We start from the raw sequence: 19,887 nt of genomic DNA on the forward strand, positions 1-19,887 counted from the left end.
CGGTGACGCGGACGGGCGCGCGATGCAAGGTGGAAACCGTCACAAAAGTGTCGTTGTCAGGTCATGACCTTAGGTGACCGGAAGAAAAGGATAAAGCCCACAACCATCAACAGCATGGCCAGAAAAAACGGTGCCCCCGGCAGATAGAGCACGGCATCCGGGCGCGCAAACTGCGCAAAGACGCTGGTCATCACCAAAGGCGATATTACCATCGACAAGGCATGCAGTGAGGTGAGGACGCCCTGCAACTCTCCTTGCTGGGAATCCGGCGTGGCGCGGGATGTCATCGCTTGCAACGCCGGGGTGACGATTGCACCAATGGCGGTGATCGGGATCAGCATCAGGGCGATGAAGCCGTTGGTCAGAAATCCCAGTATGATAAAGCTGACGATCTCGAAGCCCATGCCGTAGATGATGGTCTTGCGCTCACCAAAATACCGCATGGCCGGTCGGATCAACCCGCCCTGAACCGCGGCCATTCCGATGCCGTAGACGCCCAGCGACAGGCCAATCATCTGCGGCGACCAGCCAAAGCGCTCGGTGGTGAAATAAGCCCAGATTGCCGGATAGACGTAGATCGACACGGAATAGAGGAAATAAACCCACAACAACGGGCGAATTCCGGGCAGGCTGGCTATGGCGCGCAAAGAGTTGACCGGATTGGCGCGGCGCAGGCTGAACGCGCGGCGGGTTTTGTCGGTAACGGTCTCGGGCATGACAAAGACACCGATGGCGAATGCGAGGGTTGAAAGCCCAGCGGCAGCCCAAAAGGGCGCGCGGGTTCCGTATTCGCTGAGCAATCCACCGATTACGGGGCCAAGGACAAAGCCGATGCCAAAAGCCGCGCCCAGCAGGCCGAAATTGGCTGCCTTGTCTTTCGGTTTCGAGACATCGGCCATGAAGGCGGCAGCGGTGGCATGGGTGGCTGCTGTGATACCTCCGACAAGGCGCCCAATCAGCAAGAGCCAAATGCTGCCTGCCAGTGCCATCACGACATAGTCCAGCGCCATCACGAACAGCGAGACCAGCAAAACAACCCGCCGCCCATACGCGTCCGAGAGGTTGCCCAGGATCGGGCCGAATACAAATTGCATGGCCGCGAATGTTGTGCTGAGCACGCCGCCCCAGATAGCGGCGCTTGCGAGGGTGCCGCCCTGAACCTCGACAATGAGCTCTGGCATGATTGGCAGAACAAGGCCGATGCCCATCGCGTCGATCATCACGGTCAGCAGGACAAAGAGGAAGGGCAGGCGCATCGTCAGCAATCACCCAAGTGGTCCGGCGGGCGCTGGTCCCTCGGTGATTGGACGAAAAGCGTCAACACGGACGACCGGATGGAAAGGTTTGTTCGGCGATGGCGTTCAGAATTCCGGCCAATGTGTCAGGGTGCGAGAAGAACGGAGAGTGCGAACTGTCGATGTCAAAGCGCATATCTGGCGGCACCGACAGGCTCATTTGTGCCTGATATTCTGGGGGAATGGTGCGGTCGTCGGTCGCGCGAATATAAGCCTTTGGAACTTGATCCCACCTGTCGGTGAGGGGCAGAGGCGTGTCCTGCGGCGCGATGGGTTGCGGGCACAGACGCGCCAGAGCGTTTCGCACGGTGGCAGGTGGGCAATCGTGATAGAACAGCTCTTGGACGCAATCGGGCTTTACGGTGTACGACAGGCCATCCGCGGATTTGTCGACCGCGTCAGCGATGGTCTGGCGCGGCGATTGGCGGCGCATCTCGACCATCGACATGCCATCTTTGGGCACATAGGCGCACAGATAGACCAGCGCCTTCATGGCGGCAGGATCGGCCTCGGCCGCGGCGCTGATCGGGTAGCCGCCCCAGGAATGTCCGACGATGATCGTTTCGGGGGTCGAGGCGGCCAACACCGCATCCCGGCACCCGGCCAATGTGACCTGCGCGACCGGCGTCGGATCCGAGCCATGGCTGGGCATGTCGATCGCGCGGGCCGTGTGCCCCAAAGCCTGAAGCGCCGGGATCAGATCGCGCCAGCACCACGCGCCGTGGCAGGAGCCGTGAACCAACAGAATATCCGCCATGTTTCCCTCCTTCAAATATGACCGATATCGGTCAGGAAACGGTGCAGCAGATTTGCATATTCTTCGGGTTGCTCGACGCAGGGCAAATGACCGGCCCTGCGCATCAACTCGAACTTCGATCCGGGGATCAACTCGATGGTCTCGCGCACCAGATCGGGCGGGGTCGAGCCATCCTCGCTGCCCGCAATGCCCATCGTGGGCAGGCGCAAGCCGCTTGTGGGGGTGTAAAAATCCGTGCCCGAAATGGCTGCACAACACCCAATATATCCTTCGGCAGGCTGGCGTTCCATCATGTTTCGCCACAGCAGCATATCAGGCGTGGTGCGAAACGCGCGCGAGAACCAGCGTTCCATCGTGGCGTCGGCCAGCGCCTCGATCCCATCCTTGCTGATGGCGTCGATCCGGTCCTGCCACATGGTGGGCGTGCCGATCTTGGCCGCCGTGTTCGACAGCACCAGTGCGCGCACCTGATCCATGCGTTTAACGGCCAAGCCTTGCGCAATCAGCCCGCCGATAGACAGGCCCACAAACACGCAGTCGCGCACATTCAGAAGATCTAGCAACGCTTCGGCATCCCGCACCAGCGCCCCCATCGAATAGGGACCCGTTGGGCACGACGACAGGCCGTGCCCGCGTTTGTCATACCGAATGATCCGCAGACCAGCGGGCAGATGGGGCAGCACGGCGTCCCACAGGCGCATATCGGTGCCCAGTGAGTTCGCGAACACCACGGTCGGCCCATCGGGGTCTCCGTCGACCCGATAGTGAATCTGGACATCCCCAAGATCAGCGATCTGCATGACTGTTTCCCCGTTCATCCCATCTGGAACCGACTAATACCCAAATCGCGTAGGGTTTGTCAGGTCAGGAACTCCAGCGCTTTGACAAAGACATCCGGGTCTGTGTTGCCGCCCGAGGCGACGACGATCACCGCATCACCCTCGATCTCGTCGCGCCGAAACAGGGCCGAGGCCAGCGATACCGCTCCGCCCGGTTCCAGAACAATCTTGAGGCGCAAGAAGGCCAGCGCCATGGCGTGCATGGCTTCATCTTCGGACACAGACAGGCCGGGGCCGCACAGGCGGTTGAGGATGGGGAAGGTGATGTCCCCCGGTTGCGGAGTCAGGATGGCGTCGCAGATATTGCCGCTGGTCGCTGCGTTGCTTTGGATTTGCCCTGTCGCCAAAGAGCGTTTCACGTCGTCAAACCCCTCGGGTTCGCAGGGGCGGGGACGCAGGCCGGGAGCGTGTTCTTCAAGCGCCAGCGCAATGCCCGAGGTCAGCCCGCCGCCACCGCAGCACACCAGCACATCTGCGTGTTTCACGCCCAAATCCGCAGCTTGCCGGGCGATCTCCAGACCAGTGGTGCCTTGCCCGGCAATCACTTGCGGTTCGTCATAGGGGCGGATCAGGGTCAGGCCACGCTCGACGGCCAAAGCCTCACCAATTTCTTCGCGGCTTTCCGTAGCGCGGTCGTACAGAACCACCTCACCGCCCAGAGCGCGGGTGTTGTTGATTTTCAACTGGGGCGCGTCTGACGGCATGATGATCACCGACGCGATACCGTGACGGGCGGCGGCGTGGGCCACGCCCTGCGCGTGATTGCCCGAGGAAAAAGCGATCACCCCGCGGCTGCGCTCGGCTTCGCTGAGCGCTGAAATCGCCGACCAAGCTCCGCGAAACTTGAAGCTGCCGGTATGTTGCAGGCATTCGGGTTTGACCAGCACCCGGCGGCCCGCAATCTCGTCCAGAAACGGGGAGGTCAGGATCGGTGTTTCCCGCACGTTGCCCCGCAACCGTTCTGCGGCCGCTTCAATCATTTGCAATGTGCTCATACGGCGTCCAATACGTTGCGGATCAGCTCCAGGGATTGCGGTTCGTCCAGAAAGGGCGCGTGGCCCCGGTCAGGGACTTCGACTGAGACCAGGCCGGGATGACGTCTATGCATCTCGGCCAGAGTGTCCTTGCCCAGCACATCGGAATTTGCACCCCGAATGACGCCGGTTGGAATGTCGCGCAAAGCCTCAAAAAACAGCCACATATCCGGGATCGCCCCGGCGGCGGCCTGTTCCAGCAAGGCGGTGCGCAACCCCAGATCATAGCGCAAAGCTAGGCCCTGTTCAGTTTCCTGATTCTGGAATTCAGCCATTTGCCGCCATCGCTCCAGCGGAACTCCGGGGAATTGTTCGGCCATCATATGCTGCAGGGCAAGAGCTGCTTCATCATAGGTTTTGGAAACCGGCTTTTTACCGACATAGCCCATGATTTTGGCAATCCCTGAAGTGTCGATAACCGGCCCGATATCGTTCAGCACGACCGAGGCCAAACGCTCGGGGTGACTGGCGGCGAGCGCCATGGCTATCAACCCGCCGCGCGAAGTGCCGATCACCGAAACCCGCTCAAGCCCAAGGTGGTCCAGCAATTCGATCGCGTCATGGGCTTCGCGCAGAACGTTATAGTTGCCGTGGTCGGTGTCATACTCCGACTGGCCGCGCCCTCGGTAGTCCATCGCAATCATCCGATGATCTGCCATATGCGGTGTCAGAAACGAGAAGTCCTGGGTATTACGTGTCAGCCCTGCAAGGCAAAGGACGGGCGAACCTGATCCGTTTTCTTCGAAATACAGGTTCTTTCCATCAGTTGTTGTAAAAAATGTCATTCCAGCCCAGCAAGTTGAGGGATCGTCGTCAGGTCGGACAATACATGCGCGGGCCTCCAGGGCAAGCGGTCCATTGGTTCCTTTGCGCGGTTGACCCATGCGGTGGTAAAACCATAGCCACTGGCACCTGCGGCGTCCCAGCCGTTTGAACTCACGAACAAAATCTCGTTCCGTTCGCCGCCGAACCGTTCCTGCACCAGATCGTAGACGCGTACATGGGGTTTGAAGACCCCGACGCTTTCGACCGACAGGACATCGTCCAGCACATCGCCAATCCCCGCAGATTGCACCGCACCGTCCAACATCGGCGGCGAGCCGTTCGACAGAATCGCGGTCTGCAATCCTCCGGCCTTGAGCGCTTGCAGCATCTGGGGCACTTCCGGATAGGCCTGCAATTCCCAATAGAGGTCGAGCAGCCGTTGCCGAAGTCTGGCATCGCCATCCAGACCGGTGGCCTCCAAAGCCCAATCTAACCCGTCCTGCGTGACATCCCAGAAATCCGCATGTGCGTCCGAGACTGCGCGCAACCAAGTATATTGCAACTGTTTGAGCCGCCAATAATTGGCCAGTTCGGGCCATTTCTGCCCCAGTGCTTCAAACCCCGGCTCGGCTGCGGCCTGTCGTGCGGCGGCGGCTACGTCAAACAGCGTTCCGTAGGCGTCGAAGATACATGTTTTGATCGGCATCTGATCCCTCCATCCCTGGGGCGCAGGTTGGCAAAAGAGGAACGGGTTTACAATGGCGTGTCACACTCTAGGGTTGGCCGTTCAACTATTTAACGGCCGGAGGCCAGAATGACCGCTATCAAACAGGGCGACACGGTTCGCATTCACTATACGGGGACGTTGCTGGACGGGAATGTCTTTGACAGCTCGGACGGGCGCGATCCGCTGGAATTCGTGGTGGGATCGGGGCAGATCATTCCGGGGCTCGACAGCGCCATGTCTGGCCTGACGGTGGGTGAAAAGAAGAAGGTCGAGATTGCCTGTGTCGACGCGTACGGGCCGATCAACCCGGCGATGCGGCAAAGCATCCCGCGCGAAGGCATCCCCGACGATATCCCGTTGGAGCCCGGTTCACGCCTGCAAATGCAGGCACCCGACGGGCAGGTCATGCCTGTGACGGTGGTTGATGCGGATGAGGCGACGGTGACACTGGACGCCAACCATCCCTTGGCCGGTCAGGATCTCGTGTTTGATATTGAGGTGGTGTCGATCAACTGACCCCGCGCCGATGCGGATCAGCCTGTCAGCAGGCTGGTCCAGGATGCGACTGCGGTTCTGACCTGCGGCTGGGTGAAGTACACAAACAGCATCAGCATTGTGGTCAGGCCCAGCAGGGCTATGCGCCCTCGCGCACCCAGAAATCCAGACTTGCGACGGGATCGGGATGTGCGCGCGGTGCTTGCCGCAATATGTTCAGCTTTACTCATACCCGTATCCCTGCCGGTGAAAGATGGTCAAATCTTGGCACCGGCGGGGAAAAGTGGGGTCACATAAAGTCAGGCTGTGGCATGCCCAGAACGTGGAAGCCACCATCTACCTTGATGATCTCGCCCGAGGTGCACGCCCCGGCCTCGGATGCCAGATAAACAGCGGTGCCGCCTACGGCCTCAAGCGTAGCGTTCGAGCGCATGGGCGCGTTCTGGTCGCAGAACTTGTAGGTCTTGCGTGCGCCACCGATGGCTGCACCGGCCAGCGTTTTCATCGGACCGGGCGAGATGGCGTTGACGCGAATACCTTCGGGACCCAGATCATTGGCCAGATAGCGCGTCGCCGATTCCAGCGCCGCTTTGGCCACACCCATCACGTTGTAATTCGGAACCACGCGGTTCGAGCCCTGATAGGTCAGCGTCAGCAGAGTGCCGCCATTGTCTTTCATCAGCGGATAAGCGCGGCGCGCGACCTCGATGAAGGAATAGGCCGACACGTCCATCGAGTGTTTGAAATTCGCCCGCGTTGTGTTCAGGAAGCGGCCGGTCAGTTCCGACTTGTCCGAATAGGCAATCGCATGGACCACGAAATCAATGGTCGGCCAGCGTTCGCCCAACTCGCCGAACGCACGATCCAGCGAGTCGTCATCGGTGACATCGGCGTCGACCATGAAGTCGCTGCCGAGGCTCTGGGCCAGCGGCTCCAGCCGTTTGCCGAAAGCCTCGCCCTGATAGGTGAATGCCAGTTCGGCACCGGCCTCGTGCATGGCTTTGGCGATACCCCACGCGATCGAGCGGTCGTTCGCCACGCCCATGATCAGGCCGCGTTTGCCTTTAAGAAGATCCGACATCACATTCACCCGTTATACTTTGAAAGAACCATGGATCCGTTGGTGCCGCCAAAGCCAAAGCTGTTGGTCATCACCGAGTCGAGTCCCGCATTTTCAACAACTTGCGTTGCAATTTCACCGGGCTGGATGCCTTCGGCGAGCGTTTCGACATTGATCGACGGTGTAATGAAATCATTGTCCAGCATCAGCAAGCAGAAGATCGCCTCTAGCGCGCCTGCGGCACCTTGCGCGTGGCCGGTCATCGACTTGGTCGAGGAAATCGGCGGCACGTTGCCTTCACCAAAGATGCGGCGTACGGCTTCAACCTCGCCCACATCGCCGACCGGGGTCGAGGTGCCGTGGGCGTTGATGTATCCAACCTTTCGGCCTTCGGGCAGGGTGGACAGGGCCAGACGCATCGCGCGTTCGCCGCCTTCACCCGAAGGGGCCACCATGTCATGCCCGTCCGAGGTTGCGGCATAACCGGTCACTTCGGCATAGATCTTGGCACCGCGTGCCAACGCGTGATCCAGATCCTCCAGCACGACAATGCCGCCGCCGCCGGAAATCACGAAACCGTCGCGATTCTGGTCAAAGGCGCGCGAGGCTTTGTCCGGTGTGTCATTGTATTTCGAAGACATCGCGCCCATCGCGTCAAACAGGCAGGACAGCGTCCAGTCCAGCTCTTCGCCGCCGCCTGCAAACATCACGTCCTGCTTGCCTAGCATGATCTGTTCCGCCGCGTTGCCGATGCAATGCAGTGAGGTCGAGCAAGCCGAGGTGATCGAGTAGTTAATGCCCTTGATCTTGAACGCGGTCGCAAGGTTGGCCGAAATCGTTGAGCACATGCATTTCGGCACTGCAAACGGCCCGATCCGCTTGGTCGCGCCATTCTTCAGTACGGTTTGGTGCGCAGTCAGCATCGCACTGGTCGAGGGGCCACCCGAGCCGGCCACCAGACCTGTGCGCGGGTTCACCACCTGATCTTCGGTCAGACCGGAATCTGCGATCGCCTGGCTCATCGCGATATGGGCATAAGCCGCGCCGGGACCCATGAAACGCAAGGTGCGCTTGTCCACATACTCGGTCACGTCGATCTTCAGCGACCCTGCAATCTGGCTGCGGAAACCGTGTTCGACCATCTGGTCGTTGGCCTCAATGCCGGATTTGCCAGCTTTGAGTGAGGCCAGAACCTCTTGGGCATTGTTCCCGATGGAGGAGACAATCCCCAAACCGGTGACAACTACTCGACGCATATGCGTGCTCCTTATTTCGGGCCGATCAGGCTCAGGCTTCGGACAGGACGACTTTCATGTCCTTGACGTCGTAAATCATTTCACCGTCCGCTTCGACGATACCATCCGCCACACCCATGGTCAGGCGGCGCGTCTGGATCGCTTTTTTGAAATCAATTTTGTAAGTCAGCATCTTGCGGTCGGGGCGGACCATGCCGGTCAGCTTGACCTCGCCCACGCCAACAGCCATGCCACGCCCCTGCCAGCCGCGCCAGCCCAGGTTAAAGCCGGTCAGCTGCCACAGGCCATCCAGCCCCAGACAACCGGGCATAATCGGGTTGCCGGGGAAGTGGCAGTCAAAGAACCACAGGTCCGGAGTAATGTCGAATTCCGCCAAAACATGACCTTTTCCATGGGCTCCACCATCGGCTGAGATATCGGTAATCCGGTCCATCATCAGCATCGGCGGGGCGGGCAACTGCGCGTTACCGGGGCCGAATAATTCGCCACGGGCGCATTTCAGCAGATCATCCTTGTCAAAGCTGCTCGGGAATTGGGCCATTCTTGCCGCCTCTCCTGCCAGGGGTCCGTTTATCTAATCTGGCCTCGTCTAGCACCCGTATGCAAGGTCCTGCAAGAGCGGTGACATACATCATGACCAGTTCCGTCTGTTCTTGCGAATGAATTTCATTTGAAATTCCTAGGCCTCAGCACTTATATATACACAAGCAACAAATCGGTATCGGATTCATGACACCAGAAAGCCAGAGCATAGCCACTAATTGGTTGGTTCACGCCGGATTGCGCCCGACACGTCAGCGCGTGGCCCTGGCGGAGCTTTTGGTGGGTGACGGAAATCATCGTCATGTCACCGCGGAAAGCCTGTTTGAATCGGCCAAAAAGAACGGCGATGCTGTGTCTTTGGCGACGGTCTACAACACGCTGCGCGCGTTCTGCGAGGCCGGGGTGTTGCAGGAAATCACCGTGGACGGTTCGAAAAGCTATTTCGACACCAACACCCATGACCATCCGCATTTCTTCTGGGAAGACGAAGGCCGCCTGAGCGATGCGCCGTCGGACCAGTTGGTGATTCAGCGCCTGCCTGACGCGCCTGAGGGGGTCGAAATCGCGTCGGTCGATGTGGTGATCCGTCTGCGGAAGAAATAACCTTACGTCGATAATTCAGCCAGGACCTGTTGCGCCCGTTCGGTAAGCGCATCCAGCGGTCCCGTACCGTGCCGCGCCAGCACAACCGGCTCGCGCGCGATCTGGTCAGTGACGGGCAGGCTGACCAGCGGCGTTCCGTCGTAGCTGAGCGGGGCTGGGATGTTGGCATAAGTCATCGCAACCCCTTCTTCATGCGCCGCAAAGCTGCGTTGAATTTCTAGCGATGCTGCCCGGTGAGCAACCTTTGGGGTCTGTCCGGCTGAGCGGAAGAGATTGAGAAAATGTTGTGCCGAAAGCCCTTCATCCGACAGGATCAAGGGATAGGCGGCCACGTCACTTAACGAGACGTGTTCCCGCCCCGCAAGCGGGTGATCCGGAGACATCACTGCGTTCGGGGAATTTGCAAACAACTGCGTCGTCGAGAAGCCAGCATCCAAAGTCAGGCCGTAGGTGAATGCCAAGTCGATTTCCCCCTGAACCAGGCCCGAAACTAGGCCCTGAAAATCCGCCACGCGGTAGGTCACAGCGACATCTGGGAGTTCCCTGCGCAACAGGCGCAAAGAACGCGCCAGCAGGAACGGCGCAAGATCTTCGAAACATCCCAAGCGCAGGCGCGCCGCCGCAGGTCCCTCGGCGGATGCGTTTTCCAGTTGAGCTGCGCGGGCCAGCAGGGCCTCGGCCTGTTCGATGAACCTGCGCCCTTGCGGCGTCAGGCTCATGGCTGCGCCGCGTTTGCGGGTGAATAGTGGGTGGCCCACTTGTTCTTCGACCCGTGTCAGGGCGTTGGACAGGGCGGGTTGCGACACATTCAGGTACTGCGCTGCCGCCGACAGGCCCCCATGTCGACCGATGGCGCAGACATATTCGTACTGTCGTAGAGAAAGATATAACATGATTTTATATCTACCTTCAAAAGATATGACTTGAACAGAGTGCAATGCCATGCGCAGATCATCGCACAACCGGCTCGGAGACGAACATGACCCACTCCCTTGTGACGCAAGACATGATCGACACTTATCAGCGTGACGGCGTCGTGCTGATCAAGGGGCTGTTTGCCGACTACGTTGATCGCCTGCGCGACGGAGTAGCAGCGAATATGGCGGATCCCGGTCCATATGCCTCGGACAACAAGAAACAGGGCGAAACGGGACTGTTCTTTGACGACTACTGCAACTGGTCGCGAATCGAGCAGTTTCAGGACGTAGTCCACAACTCTCCGGCGGCCGAGGTCGCGGCGGATCTTATGCAATCGCAGACCGTGCAAATGTTTCACGATCATGTGCTGGTGAAAGAGCCGGGGACCTCGATGGCGACGCCCTGGCATCAGGATGGGCCGTATTACTTTGTCGAGGGTCGGCAGACGATCAGCTTTTGGTCCCCGCTGGACTCGGTGACACAGGCAACCTTGCGCTGCGTGGCCGGATCGCATCGGTGGGAGAAAGAGGTATTGCCGACCCGCTGGGTGTCTGAGGAGGGGTTCTTTGCGGATGAGGGCCAGTACATCCCTGTACCTGACCCGGACACCGAAGGGATGAATGTGGTCGAATTCGAAATGCAGCCGGGCGACGCGGTAGCTTTCAACTATCGCACATTGCACGGCGCACGCGGGAATCACTCGGACAGCCGCCGCCGCGCGTTTTCGTTGCGGTTGGTGGGGGATGATGCGCGCTATGTGGAGCGACCCGGCCGCACCTCACCCCCGTTTCCGGGCCATGACATGGTGCCGGGGCAGCGCCTGCGCGAGGATTGGTTTCCGATGGTGTGGCCGCGATAGGGGGCTCTGCCCCCGGCGCGGCGGGGCCGCACCTCCCCCGGGATATTTTTGGCCAGATGAAGGGCGGATCAGAACCATTGTCCCGGTTCGATCAGGCCCAGGTCCAGCAACTGGTTTGAGGTCCATTCGAACGCGACCGAGTTGCGCCATTGAAAACTTGGGATTTCAAAGGTCGATCCTGCGTTTGATTTCAGAGCCTTTGCCGCACGGAAGGAACAGATCGCAGCCGTCAGGTTATGATGCCAGGGGCAGGAATAGGTGTTGTATTCCTGTGTGTTGAACGTGTGATCTGACCGGAGCGTCAGGCCCTTGCGGGATTTGAACAGACCAATCCGGTCGATGCGGCGGCGTTCATAAGGAATGTGATCTTCAAACCGCCAGCGCAGCCCCCCTGACATGTCCAACTGCCGTTCAACCGGGTGGCCGTCGGGCGTGTGGCGGTTGTGTGCGTAGTACCCGCTTCGGTCCAGCATCGCGCGATCCGGAGCAACCCCGTTGGGGAAAGCCGCCAGATCGTCAGCATAGAGGTCGACCACGTGGGTCAACATTGCATCACGGCGTTCTTCGGTGTGAAAGGCCAGCATCTCGCCGATGGTGCGGGTCTCGCAGAAGGGGAAGAACAGGTATTCGGCGTTGTAGCAATAATACATCCAACGCGTCGGGGCCGATGCGATCATAGTATTGATCGTGTCGAAGACGACTGTGCGCGGGGCGCAGGTCAAAGTGACACGGTGTATGCGCTCGGCCAGATCGTCGGACAAAGTGAATTCGGTGGGCATGAAGGCTACCAGCGCAGCGAAGCCGAGGTTCAGGTGGTGACGGATCGTGCTTTCGACCTCGACCTCATCCTCGGCAAAGATCAGAGCAATTGGGCCTTTTGACAGCGTGGGCATACCAGATCGCAGAAAGGAATTCACCGAGTCGTATTGCATGGCCTGTTCGCGCTCGTCTTGCTGGCGTTTCGGGCCAAAATCGGGTAATCGCGCGGGCATTGCAAGCGGCGTTCGTAAGGTATAGACGACGCCGATCCCGCGAACGCAAAGGCCTTACCCATGTCGGAACCCAAAAAGCTGTACATCAAGACCTATGGTTGCCAGATGAACGTCTATGACAGCGAGCGTATGGCCGAAACGCTGGGCGGTCAGGGATATGTGGAAACCCAAAGCCCCGATGACGCGGATATGATTCTGCTGAATACCTGCCATATCCGCGAAAAGGCGGCTGAGAAGGTCTATTCCGAGTTGGGTCGCTTCAAAGGGCTGAAAGCGGAAAAGCCCGATTTGAAGATCGGTGTGGCCGGTTGTGTTGCACAGGCCGAGGGTGAAGAGATCATGCGTCGTCAGCCTCTGGTCGATCTGGTGGTGGGGCCGCAAAGCTACCACCGTCTGCCCGAGATGGAGGCCAAGACCCGCGAGGGCGCCAAGGCGCTGGACACCGACTTCCCCGAGGAAGACAAGTTCGAAAAGCTCAAGAACCGGCCCAAAGCCAAGCGTGGCCCGACGGCGTTTTTGACCGTTCAGGAAGGCTGCGACAAGTTCTGTGCCTTCTGCGTTGTGCCCTATACCCGCGGGGCCGAGGTTAGCCGCCCGGCGGATCGCATCATCCGTGAGGCGCAGGATCTGGTCGAACGCGGCGTGCGTGAGATCACTTTGCTGGGTCAGAACGTCAACGCCTATCACGGGGCCGGACCTAACGGTGACATGACGCTGGCCGGGCTGATCTGGGAGTTGAACAAGGTTGACGGGCTGGAGCGTATCCGGTTCACCACGTCGCACCCCAACGACATGGCCGATGACCTGATCGAGGCGCACGGAACCTGCGACAAGCTGATGCCCTATTTGCATCTGCCGGTTCAGTCGGGCTCGGATCGAATTCTGAAGCGGATGAACCGCAGCCATACGGCAGACAGCTATTTGCGTCTGATCGAACGTATTCGCGAGGCACGGCCGGATATCATGATGTCAGGCGACTTCATCGTGGGCTTCCCCGAGGAAACCGATGCGGATTTTCAGGCGACATTGGATTTGGTTGAGCAAGTCAGATACGGATACGCGTATTCGTTCAAATATTCGACCCGTCCGGGAACGCCTGCAGCCGAGCGGTCTCAGGTTGATCCTGAGGTGGCGGATGACCGCCTACAGCGCCTGCAGGCCGTGATAACCCGGCATCAACGCGAAATTCAGGATGCGATGGTGGGCCGAAACGTGCGTGTTTTGTTTGAAAAGCCGGGTCGTCTACCGGGGCAGATGGTCGGAAAATCCGAGTATCTTCATTCGGTTCACGTGGCCGACGCGGATTTGGCCATCGGAGAGTTGCGAGACGTACGCATCACCTCGTCGGGCGCGAATTCGCTGGCGGGTGAGCTTGTCTGACACGCGCGCTATCTGTGATGAAAACGCCAAGGGTCAATTTGAACTGAAAATTAACGCTTGATTTATCGCTTCGTTCTATGCTCCGAGAAAAGCCAGATTTTTTAGGGACCTACGACATTTGTAGCCTCTGAATTTTCGGGTTGTGTACTGACGCGGGCAAAGTGTCTGGGCCTTGGAGGGTGCGAGTGGTAGTCGAAAGAAATAAAACAAAGCTTTGTTTGCAGTTTGTTTTGGCGGTGATGGTTTCGCTTTTGGGGCTCTCAGGGGCAGCGATTGCGGGCAATACCGATGCCGCCTTGTCAGACCCTCCGGTATTGGATCCGCAGCGGGTTGATCGCGACGTTAGCGCTTTCTATCTGGGATTGACGGCGGGATACGCAAGTGGCGGAACGGATCAGTTCGGTTTGGCCACACCAGGCGGCACGTTTCCCATTGGCGAATTGGACTTGAACGGGTCATTCGGTGGTGTTCGGGCTGGATGGCGCGGTGTTCTTCCGGCCAAAGGCGGGGGCGACTATGTTTACGGCCTTGAAATCGGGTATGAGTTCGGCTCGATTGACGATGAAACAACCGCGCTGATCAGTGGAACGACAGTCACCGGCGGGTCCGAAGTGTCGGACGTGTTGTCCATCCGCTTCCGCAATGGCCTGACAAACAAAAGCGGCTCCATCCTTTATTTTGTGTCCGCTGGCTATGTGCGCGGCGACATCGAAACGACAAACAGCATTACCACCGGCGCAACGACACAGTCATTTCAGGAGAGTGACAGCCGGGATGGATTCTCGCTGAGTATTGGGGCTGAGCATTACCTGAACGACGATTGGTCAATTACCGGCGAATATGAATATGTTCAGTTTCAGGGTGAGGATATCGAATTTGGTAACGGATTCTCGACCCGTTCCACGCCGGAGTATCGCAGTCTTCGGTTTGGCCTGACTTATACGTTCTGATTTGCAGAGGGTGCTCTGTCGAATACCGGGATGATTGGCTGAAATCACAAACAATCGGCGGAATTGTCATCTGATCCGGAAAATTTGAATCTGTGGCTTGCACCTACCGGCAATTGTTGTCACGCTCAGGGTGAAACGCCAAGACAGGAGAACGGATTGGCCATCGGTGCCCTGACCCCACCGCAAGATGAAATGCCCCAGCGTGAGGCGTTTGTTGAATTTCCAGACAACCGGTTGTTGATTGACCTTTGCGGCGAATATGACCGCAATCTGACCGACATCGAAAACAAGCTATCGGTGCAGATCGTGCGCCGTGGCAATCAGCTTGTCGTCATGGGTGACGAGGAAGCCCAGAAACAGGCGATTGAGGTGCTCCAGGCGCTTTACACGCGTCTGGAAGGCGGGCGCGAGGTTGAAGCCGCAGATGTGGATCGTGAGTTGCGCATGGGCGGGTCCGAGACCGGAACCGGCAGCCGCGACGGCGATCAGCTTGAGATGTTCAAGGGCGGCACGGTCGAGATCAAGACTCGCAAGAAACTGGTCGAGCCCCGCACGGATGCGCAGAAAGCCTATGTGCAGTCGCTGTTCAACAATGAACTAGCCTTTGGAATCGGGCCGGCAGGCACGGGTAAAACCTATCTTGCCGTTGCTGTTGGTGTGTCGATGTTCATCGGTGGGCATGTGGATCGCATCATCCTCAGCCGTCCGGCGGTCGAGGCGGGCGAGAAGCTGGGATACCTGCCCGGCGATATGAAGGACAAGGTCGATCCCTACATGCAGCCGCTCTATGATGCGTTGAACGACTTTTTGCCCGGCAAGCAACTGGCCAAGCTGATCGAGGAAAAGCGGATCGAAATCGCGCCGCTGGCCTTCATGCGGGGGCGTACCCTTGCGAATGCCTTCGTGGTGCTTGATGAGGCGCAAAACGCCACGACCATGCAGATGAAGATGTTCCTGACCCGTCTGGGTGAAGGTAGCCGGATGGTGATCACCGGTGACCGCTCGCAGGTCGATCTGCCGCGCGGGGTGCAATCGGGGCTGGCAGATGCGGAACGTTTGTTGAAAACGATCCCGAATATCAGCTTCAACTACTTCACTTCCAAAGATGTGGTCCGCCACCCGCTTGTCGCCGCCATTATTGAGGCGTATGAGGCCGACGCGGGGCGTGAAACCGGATAAGGCCCGCGCCGCGGATACCGGGTATTGGGCGAATTGACATGGCTATTGAACTGACGGTCGAAGACCCCCGTTGGAGAGGTCTGGAAGCATTGGTAGACCGTGCCGCTCAGGCGGTGTTCCATCGTTTTGATCTGGATGCAGAGCTGTGTGAAGTCAGTGTTCTGGCCTGCGATGATGCCCACATTGCCGCGCTGAACGCCGAGTTTCGGGAAAAACCCAGCCCGACCAACGTGCTGAGTTGGCCCGCCGAGGATCTGTCGCCCGAGGCCGCAGGCGATATCCCTGACCATCCGCAGCCCGATTTTACCGGTGAAATCGCTCTTGGGGATATCGCCATTTCCTTCGATACCTGCACCCGCGAGGCTGCCGAGGCAGGCAAACCCATGGACGATCACGTGACGCATCTGATCATTCACGGATTGTTACATCTGCTGGGCTATGATCACATTCGTGACCCCGACGCCACTTTGATGGAGGGGCTTGAGGTCGAGATACTTGGCAAAATGGGTATTGATAACCCATATATAATTTAATACGGGCCAGTCAGGCCGATCATTTGGACTAGGATAATGGGCGAAACAGACGGCAGTTCTATGGCGGCGCAAAGCGCGCAACCGCAGAACAGCGGCGAAAACAGCAAAGAGAAGACAGGGTTTTTCTCGCGAATAGTAGATGCGTTCTCAACCCCGACCGAGGGGGAGGCCACTGCGATGAATGGTCATGACACTGAGGCGACACAGCCACGCGGCATGATCAACCTGCGCCGGATGCGGGTTGAAGATGTGGCCATTCCCACGGCAGAAATCGTGTCAGTTCCTTCGACCATCTCCAAAGACGAGCTTGCGCAGGTGTTTCGCGAAAGCGGTCTGTCGCGGATACCTGTTTATGAAGGGACACTGGATACGCCTTTGGGCTTCGTGCACCTTAAGGATTTCGCGCTGACCCATGGGTTCAACGGAACATCATCCGAATTCGATCTGGTCTCGATGTTACGGACTTTGCTGTTTGTTCCGCCCTCGATGCCAATTGGGGTTCTGCTGACCAAGATGCAGACAGAACGTAGACATATGGCCTTGGTGATCGACGAATATGGTGGTGTTGACGGGTTGCTGACCATCGAAGACCTGATTGAGCAGGTTGTGGGTGAGATTGCAGATGAGCATGATGCTGACGAAAGTCAGTTATGGGTGCAGGAAAAGCCTGGCTGCTATGTCGTTCAAGCCCGTGTCCCAGTCGAGGAGTTCGAGGCCGAGATTGGAAGGTCTCTGACCAGCCACGAGGATGTGGACGAGGAAGAGATCGACACGCTGGGCGGGTTGGTCTTTATGCTGTCCGGCCGCGTGCCTGCGCGCGGCGAGGTTGTTTTGCATCCCGAAGGTCCCGAATTCGAAGTGATTGACGCTGACCCGCGTCGTATCAAGCGCCTGCGCGTAATGTTGCCGGATCTTGTTGCATGACCCCTGTGGGGGGCTGGCCATTCTGGCTAATCTTCCTGTCTGCCGCAGTGCTTGGTGGCGTGGCCGCCTTTGGCCTTGCTCCGTTCGGGTATTGGTGGGCGACGGTTATCGCGCTGACGCTGCTGGCCCCGGTTTACCTGTCCAGCAAAAGCCGGGGGCAGGCGGCCAGGATCGGTTGGGCCTTCGCGACGGGCTATTTCGCCCATGCCCTAAGCTGGATCGTTGAGCCATTTCTGGTCGACGCGCCGCGCTACGGATGGATGGCGCCTTTTGCGCTGGCGTTTATGGCCGGAGGGCTTGCCCTGTTCTGGGCTCTGGCATTTTGGGTGGCACGAAAACCCGGCGCATCGGGGGTGGGGCAAACTGTTTTGCTCGCTCTGATCATCGCGCTGGCAGAAGCGGGGCGTGGCTATGTGCTGACCGGGTTTCCGTGGGCCGGGTTGGCGCAGGTCTGGGTGGACACACCCGTGGCGCAGGTTCTTGCTCTGACCGGGCCCTATGGGTTGGGGGCGTTGACCTTGCTGGCTACTCTGCCGCTGGGCGCGGCGCTGTCGCGGCGCAAGGGGATTTTCCTGCCTTTGTGTCTGTCGGTTGGTTTTGTAGGTCTGGGTTTAGGATACGCCGCGATGCGCCCGGACGTTACCAATACCGAACACATCGTCCGTCTGATCCAGCCGAACGCGCCGCAGCACCAGAAATGGGACCCAGACTATGCTCCGCTTTTCTTTGCCCGCCAGATTGAATTTTCGGCGCAGCAGCCACGCCCGGACCTGATCGTGTGGCCGGAAACCTCGGTTCCCGCTTGGCTGGGTAGCGCGCAGCCTCATCTGGACGCGATTGCCGAAGCCGCGCAGGGAACGCCGGTTTTTCTGGGCATTCAACGGGGGGATGGGCCCCGGATCTACAACTCGATGATCTACCTGAATGAAGATGGGCAGCAGCAGGGCCTGTATGACAAGCACCATCTGGCCCCGTTTGGCGAATACGTTCCGTTTGGGGACGTGATGGCCCGGTTCGGCATTCACGGCATGGCCACGACCACGGGCAACGGCTTCAGCGCCGGTCCGGGCGCTGAGCTGATCGAGGCGGGAAAGCTGGGGCTGGCCCTGCCGTTGATCTGCTATGAGGCGGTGTTCACGCAAGATGTCTTGTCGGCACCGGGGCGCGCGGATTTTCTGATGCAGATCACCAATGATGCTTGGTTTGGCACTCGGTCCGGGCCGTATCAGCACCTCGCCCAAGCCCAAATGCGCGCGGTTGAACAGGGCCTGCCAATGATGCGCGCCGCCAATACTGGTGTCTCGGCGATGATCGACCCTTTGGGGCGGATCACCAAGGCACTGCCACTTGGAGAGGCGGGGTTTATCGACGCGCTTTTGCCTGCCCCGCTGGCTCGGACACTGTATGCGCGGATCGGCGACTATCCGGTCTTTTTTGTGCTATTCGGCCTGACCGCGCTGCTTTGGCGCAACGCCCGGCGGGTAGACGCATAAATACCGATTGACCCCGGCTTTGTGCGGGCGTATCCCCTCGCATGCCCGTCACAACGGCTTCCTGGCGTGATGGGGAAATCTTAATGGAGCACATTCATGTCCCGACAGAACTATACTTTCACTTCGGAATCCGTGTCCGAAGGGCACCCGGATAAGGTCTGCGACCGTATTTCCGATGCTGTACTTGATGCCTTTTTGAACGAAGAACCCGAAGCACGCGTAGCGTGCGAGACGTTTGCCACCACCAACCGGGTTGTCATCGGTGGCGAAGTTGGCCTGTCGGATCAGGACAAGTTGCACGACTACATGGCGCATATCGACGACATCGCGCGCGCCTGTATCAAGGATATCGGCTACGAGCAGGACAAGTTCCACCACGAAACCGTCGAAGTGACGAACCTGCTGCACGAACAATCCGCCCATATCGCGCAGGGTGTCGATGCCGCCGATGACAAGGACGAAGGGGCAGGCGATCAGGGGATCATGTTCGGCTATGCCACGACCGAAACGCCTGCGTTGATGCCGGCTCCGATCCAGTATTCCCACGCGATCCTGCGTCGGTTGGCTGAAGTGCGCAAAAACGGCTCCGAGCCTGCGCTGGGCCCCGATGCCAAGTCGCAGCTTTCGGTTGTCTACCGTGACGGAAAACCTGTCGGTGTCAGCTCGATCGTGCTGTCGACCCAGCATCTGGACGCGGCGCTGAGCTCGGATGACATCCGCGCCATAGTCGAGCCTTATATCCGCGAGACTCTTCCCGAAGGTTGGCTGTCGGCCGAGACCGAATGGCACGTAAACCCGACCGGCAAATTTGTGATCGGCGGCCCCGATGGCGATGCTGGCCTGACTGGTCGCAAGATCATCGTGGACACCTATGGGGGTGCAGCACCTCACGGTGGTGGCGCGTTCTCGGGTAAAGACCCGACCAAAGTGGATCGTTCGGCCGCCTATGCCGCACGCTATCTGGCAAAGAATGTAGTGGCTGCCGGTATGGCTGAGCGTTGCACGATCCAGCTCAGCTATGCGATTGGCGTGTCCAAGCCTCTATCGATCTACGCGGATACGCATGGCACGGGCCAGATCGCAGATGCAGCGATCGAAAAAGCCGTGGGCCAGGTAATGGACCTGACCCCGCGCGGCATCCGCGAGCATCTGCAACTGAACAAGCCTATCTACCAGCGCACTGCAGCCTACGGCCACTTCGGCCGCGAACCCGATGCCGATGGCGGCTTCAGCTGGGAAAGCACTGATCTGGCGGACGCGCTGAAAGCGGCGGTCTGATCTTAGA

Annotated in this window: 22 protein-coding genes and 1 riboswitch; of the genes, 10 read left to right on the top strand and 12 right to left on the bottom strand. The window is 59.0% G+C overall.

The features are described from left to right. Positions 1-56 precede the first annotated feature (56 nt). The 6 genes from GOV79_RS14635 to GOV79_RS14660 form a co-directional block, all read right to left on the bottom strand. Complete coding sequence (locus tag GOV79_RS14635; RefSeq protein WP_170790338.1) at positions 57-1,256, bottom strand: TCR/Tet family MFS transporter; 1,200 nt, start codon at positions 1,254-1,256, stop codon at positions 57-59. Between the two features lie 61 nt (positions 1,257-1,317). Further along, positions 1,318-2,052, bottom strand: a complete 735-nt coding sequence (locus GOV79_RS14640; protein ID WP_170790339.1) for an alpha/beta fold hydrolase — start codon at positions 2,050-2,052, stop codon at positions 1,318-1,320. A gap of 11 nt (positions 2,053-2,063) precedes the next feature. Continuing rightward, entirely contained in the window at positions 2,064-2,852 is a 789-nt protein-coding gene (gene pcaD / locus GOV79_RS14645) for a 3-oxoadipate enol-lactonase (protein ID WP_170790340.1), read from the bottom strand. Positions 2,853-2,911: 59 nt separating this feature from the next. Further along, positions 2,912-3,886, bottom strand: coding sequence for a threonine ammonia-lyase (locus tag GOV79_RS14650; protein WP_170790341.1), 975 nt, complete (start codon positions 3,884-3,886; stop codon positions 2,912-2,914). After that, positions 3,883-4,710 carry an alpha/beta fold hydrolase gene (locus GOV79_RS14655; RefSeq protein WP_170790342.1) on the bottom strand — a complete coding sequence of 276 codons (828 nt, stop codon included), beginning with the start codon at positions 4,708-4,710 and terminating at the stop codon, positions 3,883-3,885. The genes GOV79_RS14650 and GOV79_RS14655 overlap by 4 nt, the downstream gene beginning before the upstream one ends. After that, positions 4,707-5,396: a haloacid dehalogenase type II gene (locus GOV79_RS14660; protein ID WP_170790343.1), complete on the bottom strand. Its 690-nt coding sequence runs from the start codon at positions 5,394-5,396 to the stop codon at positions 4,707-4,709. The genes GOV79_RS14655 and GOV79_RS14660 overlap by 4 nt, the downstream gene beginning before the upstream one ends. Before the next feature lie 108 nt (positions 5,397-5,504). Between GOV79_RS14660 and GOV79_RS14665 the strand changes: the two genes are divergently transcribed. Further along, positions 5,505-5,933, top strand: a complete 429-nt coding sequence (locus GOV79_RS14665) for an FKBP-type peptidyl-prolyl cis-trans isomerase (RefSeq protein WP_170769899.1) — start codon at positions 5,505-5,507, stop codon at positions 5,931-5,933. A gap of 17 nt (positions 5,934-5,950) precedes the next feature. On the opposite strand, the gene GOV79_RS14670 is transcribed toward GOV79_RS14665, so the two are convergent. The 4 genes from GOV79_RS14670 to fabA are packed head-to-tail and all read right to left on the bottom strand — an operon-like array spanning position 5,951 to position 8,769. Beyond that, positions 5,951-6,142 (bottom strand): hypothetical protein, encoded by a 192-nt coding sequence (locus GOV79_RS14670; protein ID WP_170769900.1) that lies wholly within the window; start codon positions 6,140-6,142, stop codon positions 5,951-5,953. A 59-nt stretch (positions 6,143-6,201) separates the two neighbouring features. Beyond that, a complete protein-coding gene (locus GOV79_RS14675) occupies positions 6,202-6,993 on the bottom strand; it encodes an enoyl-ACP reductase FabI (RefSeq protein WP_170769901.1) in 792 nt (263 codons plus the stop codon). A gap of 5 nt (positions 6,994-6,998) precedes the next feature. After that, entirely contained in the window at positions 6,999-8,228 is a 1,230-nt protein-coding gene (fabB, locus tag GOV79_RS14680) for a beta-ketoacyl-ACP synthase I (RefSeq protein WP_170354844.1), read from the bottom strand. Positions 8,229-8,259: 31 nt separating this feature from the next. Continuing rightward, entirely contained in the window at positions 8,260-8,769 is a 510-nt protein-coding gene (gene fabA / locus GOV79_RS14685; RefSeq protein WP_170326986.1) for a bifunctional 3-hydroxydecanoyl-ACP dehydratase/trans-2-decenoyl-ACP isomerase, read from the bottom strand. A 188-nt stretch (positions 8,770-8,957) separates the two neighbouring features. Between fabA and irrA the strand changes: the two genes are divergently transcribed. After that, positions 8,958-9,374, top strand: a complete 417-nt coding sequence (gene irrA / locus GOV79_RS14690; RefSeq protein WP_170769903.1) for an iron response transcriptional regulator IrrA — start codon at positions 8,958-8,960, stop codon at positions 9,372-9,374. A 2-nt stretch (positions 9,375-9,376) separates the two neighbouring features. On the opposite strand, the gene GOV79_RS14695 is transcribed toward irrA, so the two are convergent. Then, entirely contained in the window at positions 9,377-10,267 is an 891-nt protein-coding gene (locus GOV79_RS14695) for a LysR family transcriptional regulator (RefSeq protein WP_170790344.1), read from the bottom strand. Between the two features lie 86 nt (positions 10,268-10,353). On the opposite strand from GOV79_RS14695, the gene GOV79_RS14700 reads away from it, so the two are divergent. After that, positions 10,354-11,151: a phytanoyl-CoA dioxygenase family protein gene (locus GOV79_RS14700; RefSeq protein ID WP_170790345.1), complete on the top strand. Its 798-nt coding sequence runs from the start codon at positions 10,354-10,356 to the stop codon at positions 11,149-11,151. Between the two features lie 68 nt (positions 11,152-11,219). Here GOV79_RS14700 and GOV79_RS14705 read toward each other — a convergent pair whose 3' ends face one another. Next, the gene (locus tag GOV79_RS14705) at positions 11,220-12,083 is read right to left on the bottom strand and encodes a glycosyltransferase family protein (protein ID WP_170790500.1); all 864 of its coding nucleotides are present in this window, start codon (positions 12,081-12,083) and stop codon (positions 11,220-11,222) included. A gap of 120 nt (positions 12,084-12,203) precedes the next feature. Here GOV79_RS14705 and miaB point away from each other — a divergent pair, with 120 nt between their 5' ends. The 7 genes from miaB (at position 12,204) to metK (ending at position 19,880) form a co-directional block, all read left to right on the top strand. Beyond that, a complete protein-coding gene (miaB, locus tag GOV79_RS14710; RefSeq protein ID WP_170769906.1) occupies positions 12,204-13,523 on the top strand; it encodes a tRNA (N6-isopentenyl adenosine(37)-C2)-methylthiotransferase MiaB in 1,320 nt (439 codons plus the stop codon). 218 nt (positions 13,524-13,741) lie between these two features. Then, on the top strand, positions 13,742-14,473 hold the full coding sequence (locus GOV79_RS14715; RefSeq protein ID WP_237218030.1) for an outer membrane protein: 732 nt from the start codon (positions 13,742-13,744) through the stop codon (positions 14,471-14,473). Positions 14,474-14,629: 156 nt separating this feature from the next. Beyond that, positions 14,630-15,652, top strand: a complete 1,023-nt coding sequence (locus GOV79_RS14720) for a PhoH family protein (RefSeq protein ID WP_170790346.1) — start codon at positions 14,630-14,632, stop codon at positions 15,650-15,652. 38 nt (positions 15,653-15,690) lie between these two features. Continuing rightward, positions 15,691-16,185, top strand: coding sequence for an rRNA maturation RNase YbeY (gene ybeY / locus GOV79_RS14725; RefSeq protein WP_170790347.1), 495 nt, complete (start codon positions 15,691-15,693; stop codon positions 16,183-16,185). Between the two features lie 36 nt (positions 16,186-16,221). Continuing rightward, positions 16,222-17,109: a hemolysin family protein gene (locus tag GOV79_RS14730; RefSeq protein WP_170769909.1), complete on the top strand. Its 888-nt coding sequence runs from the start codon at positions 16,222-16,224 to the stop codon at positions 17,107-17,109. Next, positions 17,106-18,602, top strand: coding sequence for an apolipoprotein N-acyltransferase (gene lnt, locus GOV79_RS14735; RefSeq protein ID WP_170790348.1), 1,497 nt, complete (start codon positions 17,106-17,108; stop codon positions 18,600-18,602). Before GOV79_RS14730 ends, lnt begins: the two co-directional genes overlap by 4 nt. 42 nt (positions 18,603-18,644) lie before the next feature. Then, a riboswitch (SAM-SAH riboswitch) is annotated at positions 18,645-18,693 on the top strand. 5 nt (positions 18,694-18,698) lie between these two features. Next, positions 18,699-19,880, top strand: a complete 1,182-nt coding sequence (gene metK, locus GOV79_RS14740) for a methionine adenosyltransferase (RefSeq protein WP_170782922.1) — start codon at positions 18,699-18,701, stop codon at positions 19,878-19,880. Positions 19,881-19,887: the final 7 nt, after the last annotated feature.

Source organism: Ruegeria lacuscaerulensis, from assembly GCF_013034745.1.
GTDB classification, from domain to species: Bacteria; Pseudomonadota; Alphaproteobacteria; order Rhodobacterales; family Rhodobacteraceae; genus Ruegeria; species Ruegeria lacuscaerulensis_B.

What these genes read in the sequence shown, in the direction of transcription:
- GOV79_RS14635 (WP_170790338.1), bottom strand. Translation starts at nt 1,256, where the DNA reads ATGCGCCTGCCCTTCCTCTTTGTCCTGCTGACCGTGATGATCGACGCG.
- GOV79_RS14640 (WP_170790339.1), bottom strand. Translation starts at nt 2,052, where the DNA reads ATGGCGGATATTCTGTTGGTTCACGGCTCCTGCCACGGCGCGTGGTGC.
- pcaD (WP_170790340.1), bottom strand. Translation starts at nt 2,852, where the DNA reads ATGCAGATCGCTGATCTTGGGGATGTCCAGATTCACTATCGGGTCGAC.
- GOV79_RS14650 (WP_170790341.1), bottom strand. Translation starts at nt 3,886, where the DNA reads ATGAGCACATTGCAAATGATTGAAGCGGCCGCAGAACGGTTGCGGGGC.
- GOV79_RS14655 (WP_170790342.1), bottom strand. Translation starts at nt 4,710, where the DNA reads ATGACATTTTTTACAACAACTGATGGAAAGAACCTGTATTTCGAAGAA.
- GOV79_RS14660 (WP_170790343.1), bottom strand. Translation starts at nt 5,396, where the DNA reads ATGCCGATCAAAACATGTATCTTCGACGCCTACGGAACGCTGTTTGAC.
- GOV79_RS14665 (WP_170769899.1), top strand. Translation starts at nt 5,505, where the DNA reads ATGACCGCTATCAAACAGGGCGACACGGTTCGCATTCACTATACGGGG.
- GOV79_RS14670 (WP_170769900.1), bottom strand. Translation starts at nt 6,142, where the DNA reads ATGAGTAAAGCTGAACATATTGCGGCAAGCACCGCGCGCACATCCCGA.
- GOV79_RS14675 (WP_170769901.1), bottom strand. Translation starts at nt 6,993, where the DNA reads ATGTCGGATCTTCTTAAAGGCAAACGCGGCCTGATCATGGGCGTGGCG.
- fabB (WP_170354844.1), bottom strand. Translation starts at nt 8,228, where the DNA reads ATGCGTCGAGTAGTTGTCACCGGTTTGGGGATTGTCTCCTCCATCGGG.
- fabA (WP_170326986.1), bottom strand. Translation starts at nt 8,769, where the DNA reads ATGGCCCAATTCCCGAGCAGCTTTGACAAGGATGATCTGCTGAAATGC.
- irrA (WP_170769903.1), top strand. Translation starts at nt 8,958, where the DNA reads ATGACACCAGAAAGCCAGAGCATAGCCACTAATTGGTTGGTTCACGCC.
- GOV79_RS14695 (WP_170790344.1), bottom strand. Translation starts at nt 10,267, where the DNA reads ATGTTATATCTTTCTCTACGACAGTACGAATATGTCTGCGCCATCGGT.
- GOV79_RS14700 (WP_170790345.1), top strand. Translation starts at nt 10,354, where the DNA reads ATGACCCACTCCCTTGTGACGCAAGACATGATCGACACTTATCAGCGT.
- GOV79_RS14705 (WP_170790500.1), bottom strand. Translation starts at nt 12,083, where the DNA reads ATGCAATACGACTCGGTGAATTCCTTTCTGCGATCTGGTATGCCCACG.
- miaB (WP_170769906.1), top strand. Translation starts at nt 12,204, where the DNA reads ATGTCGGAACCCAAAAAGCTGTACATCAAGACCTATGGTTGCCAGATG.
- ybeY (WP_170790347.1), top strand. Translation starts at nt 15,691, where the DNA reads ATGGCTATTGAACTGACGGTCGAAGACCCCCGTTGGAGAGGTCTGGAA.
- GOV79_RS14730 (WP_170769909.1), top strand. Translation starts at nt 16,222, where the DNA reads ATGGGCGAAACAGACGGCAGTTCTATGGCGGCGCAAAGCGCGCAACCG.
- lnt (WP_170790348.1), top strand. Translation starts at nt 17,106, where the DNA reads ATGACCCCTGTGGGGGGCTGGCCATTCTGGCTAATCTTCCTGTCTGCC.
- metK (WP_170782922.1), top strand. Translation starts at nt 18,699, where the DNA reads ATGTCCCGACAGAACTATACTTTCACTTCGGAATCCGTGTCCGAAGGG.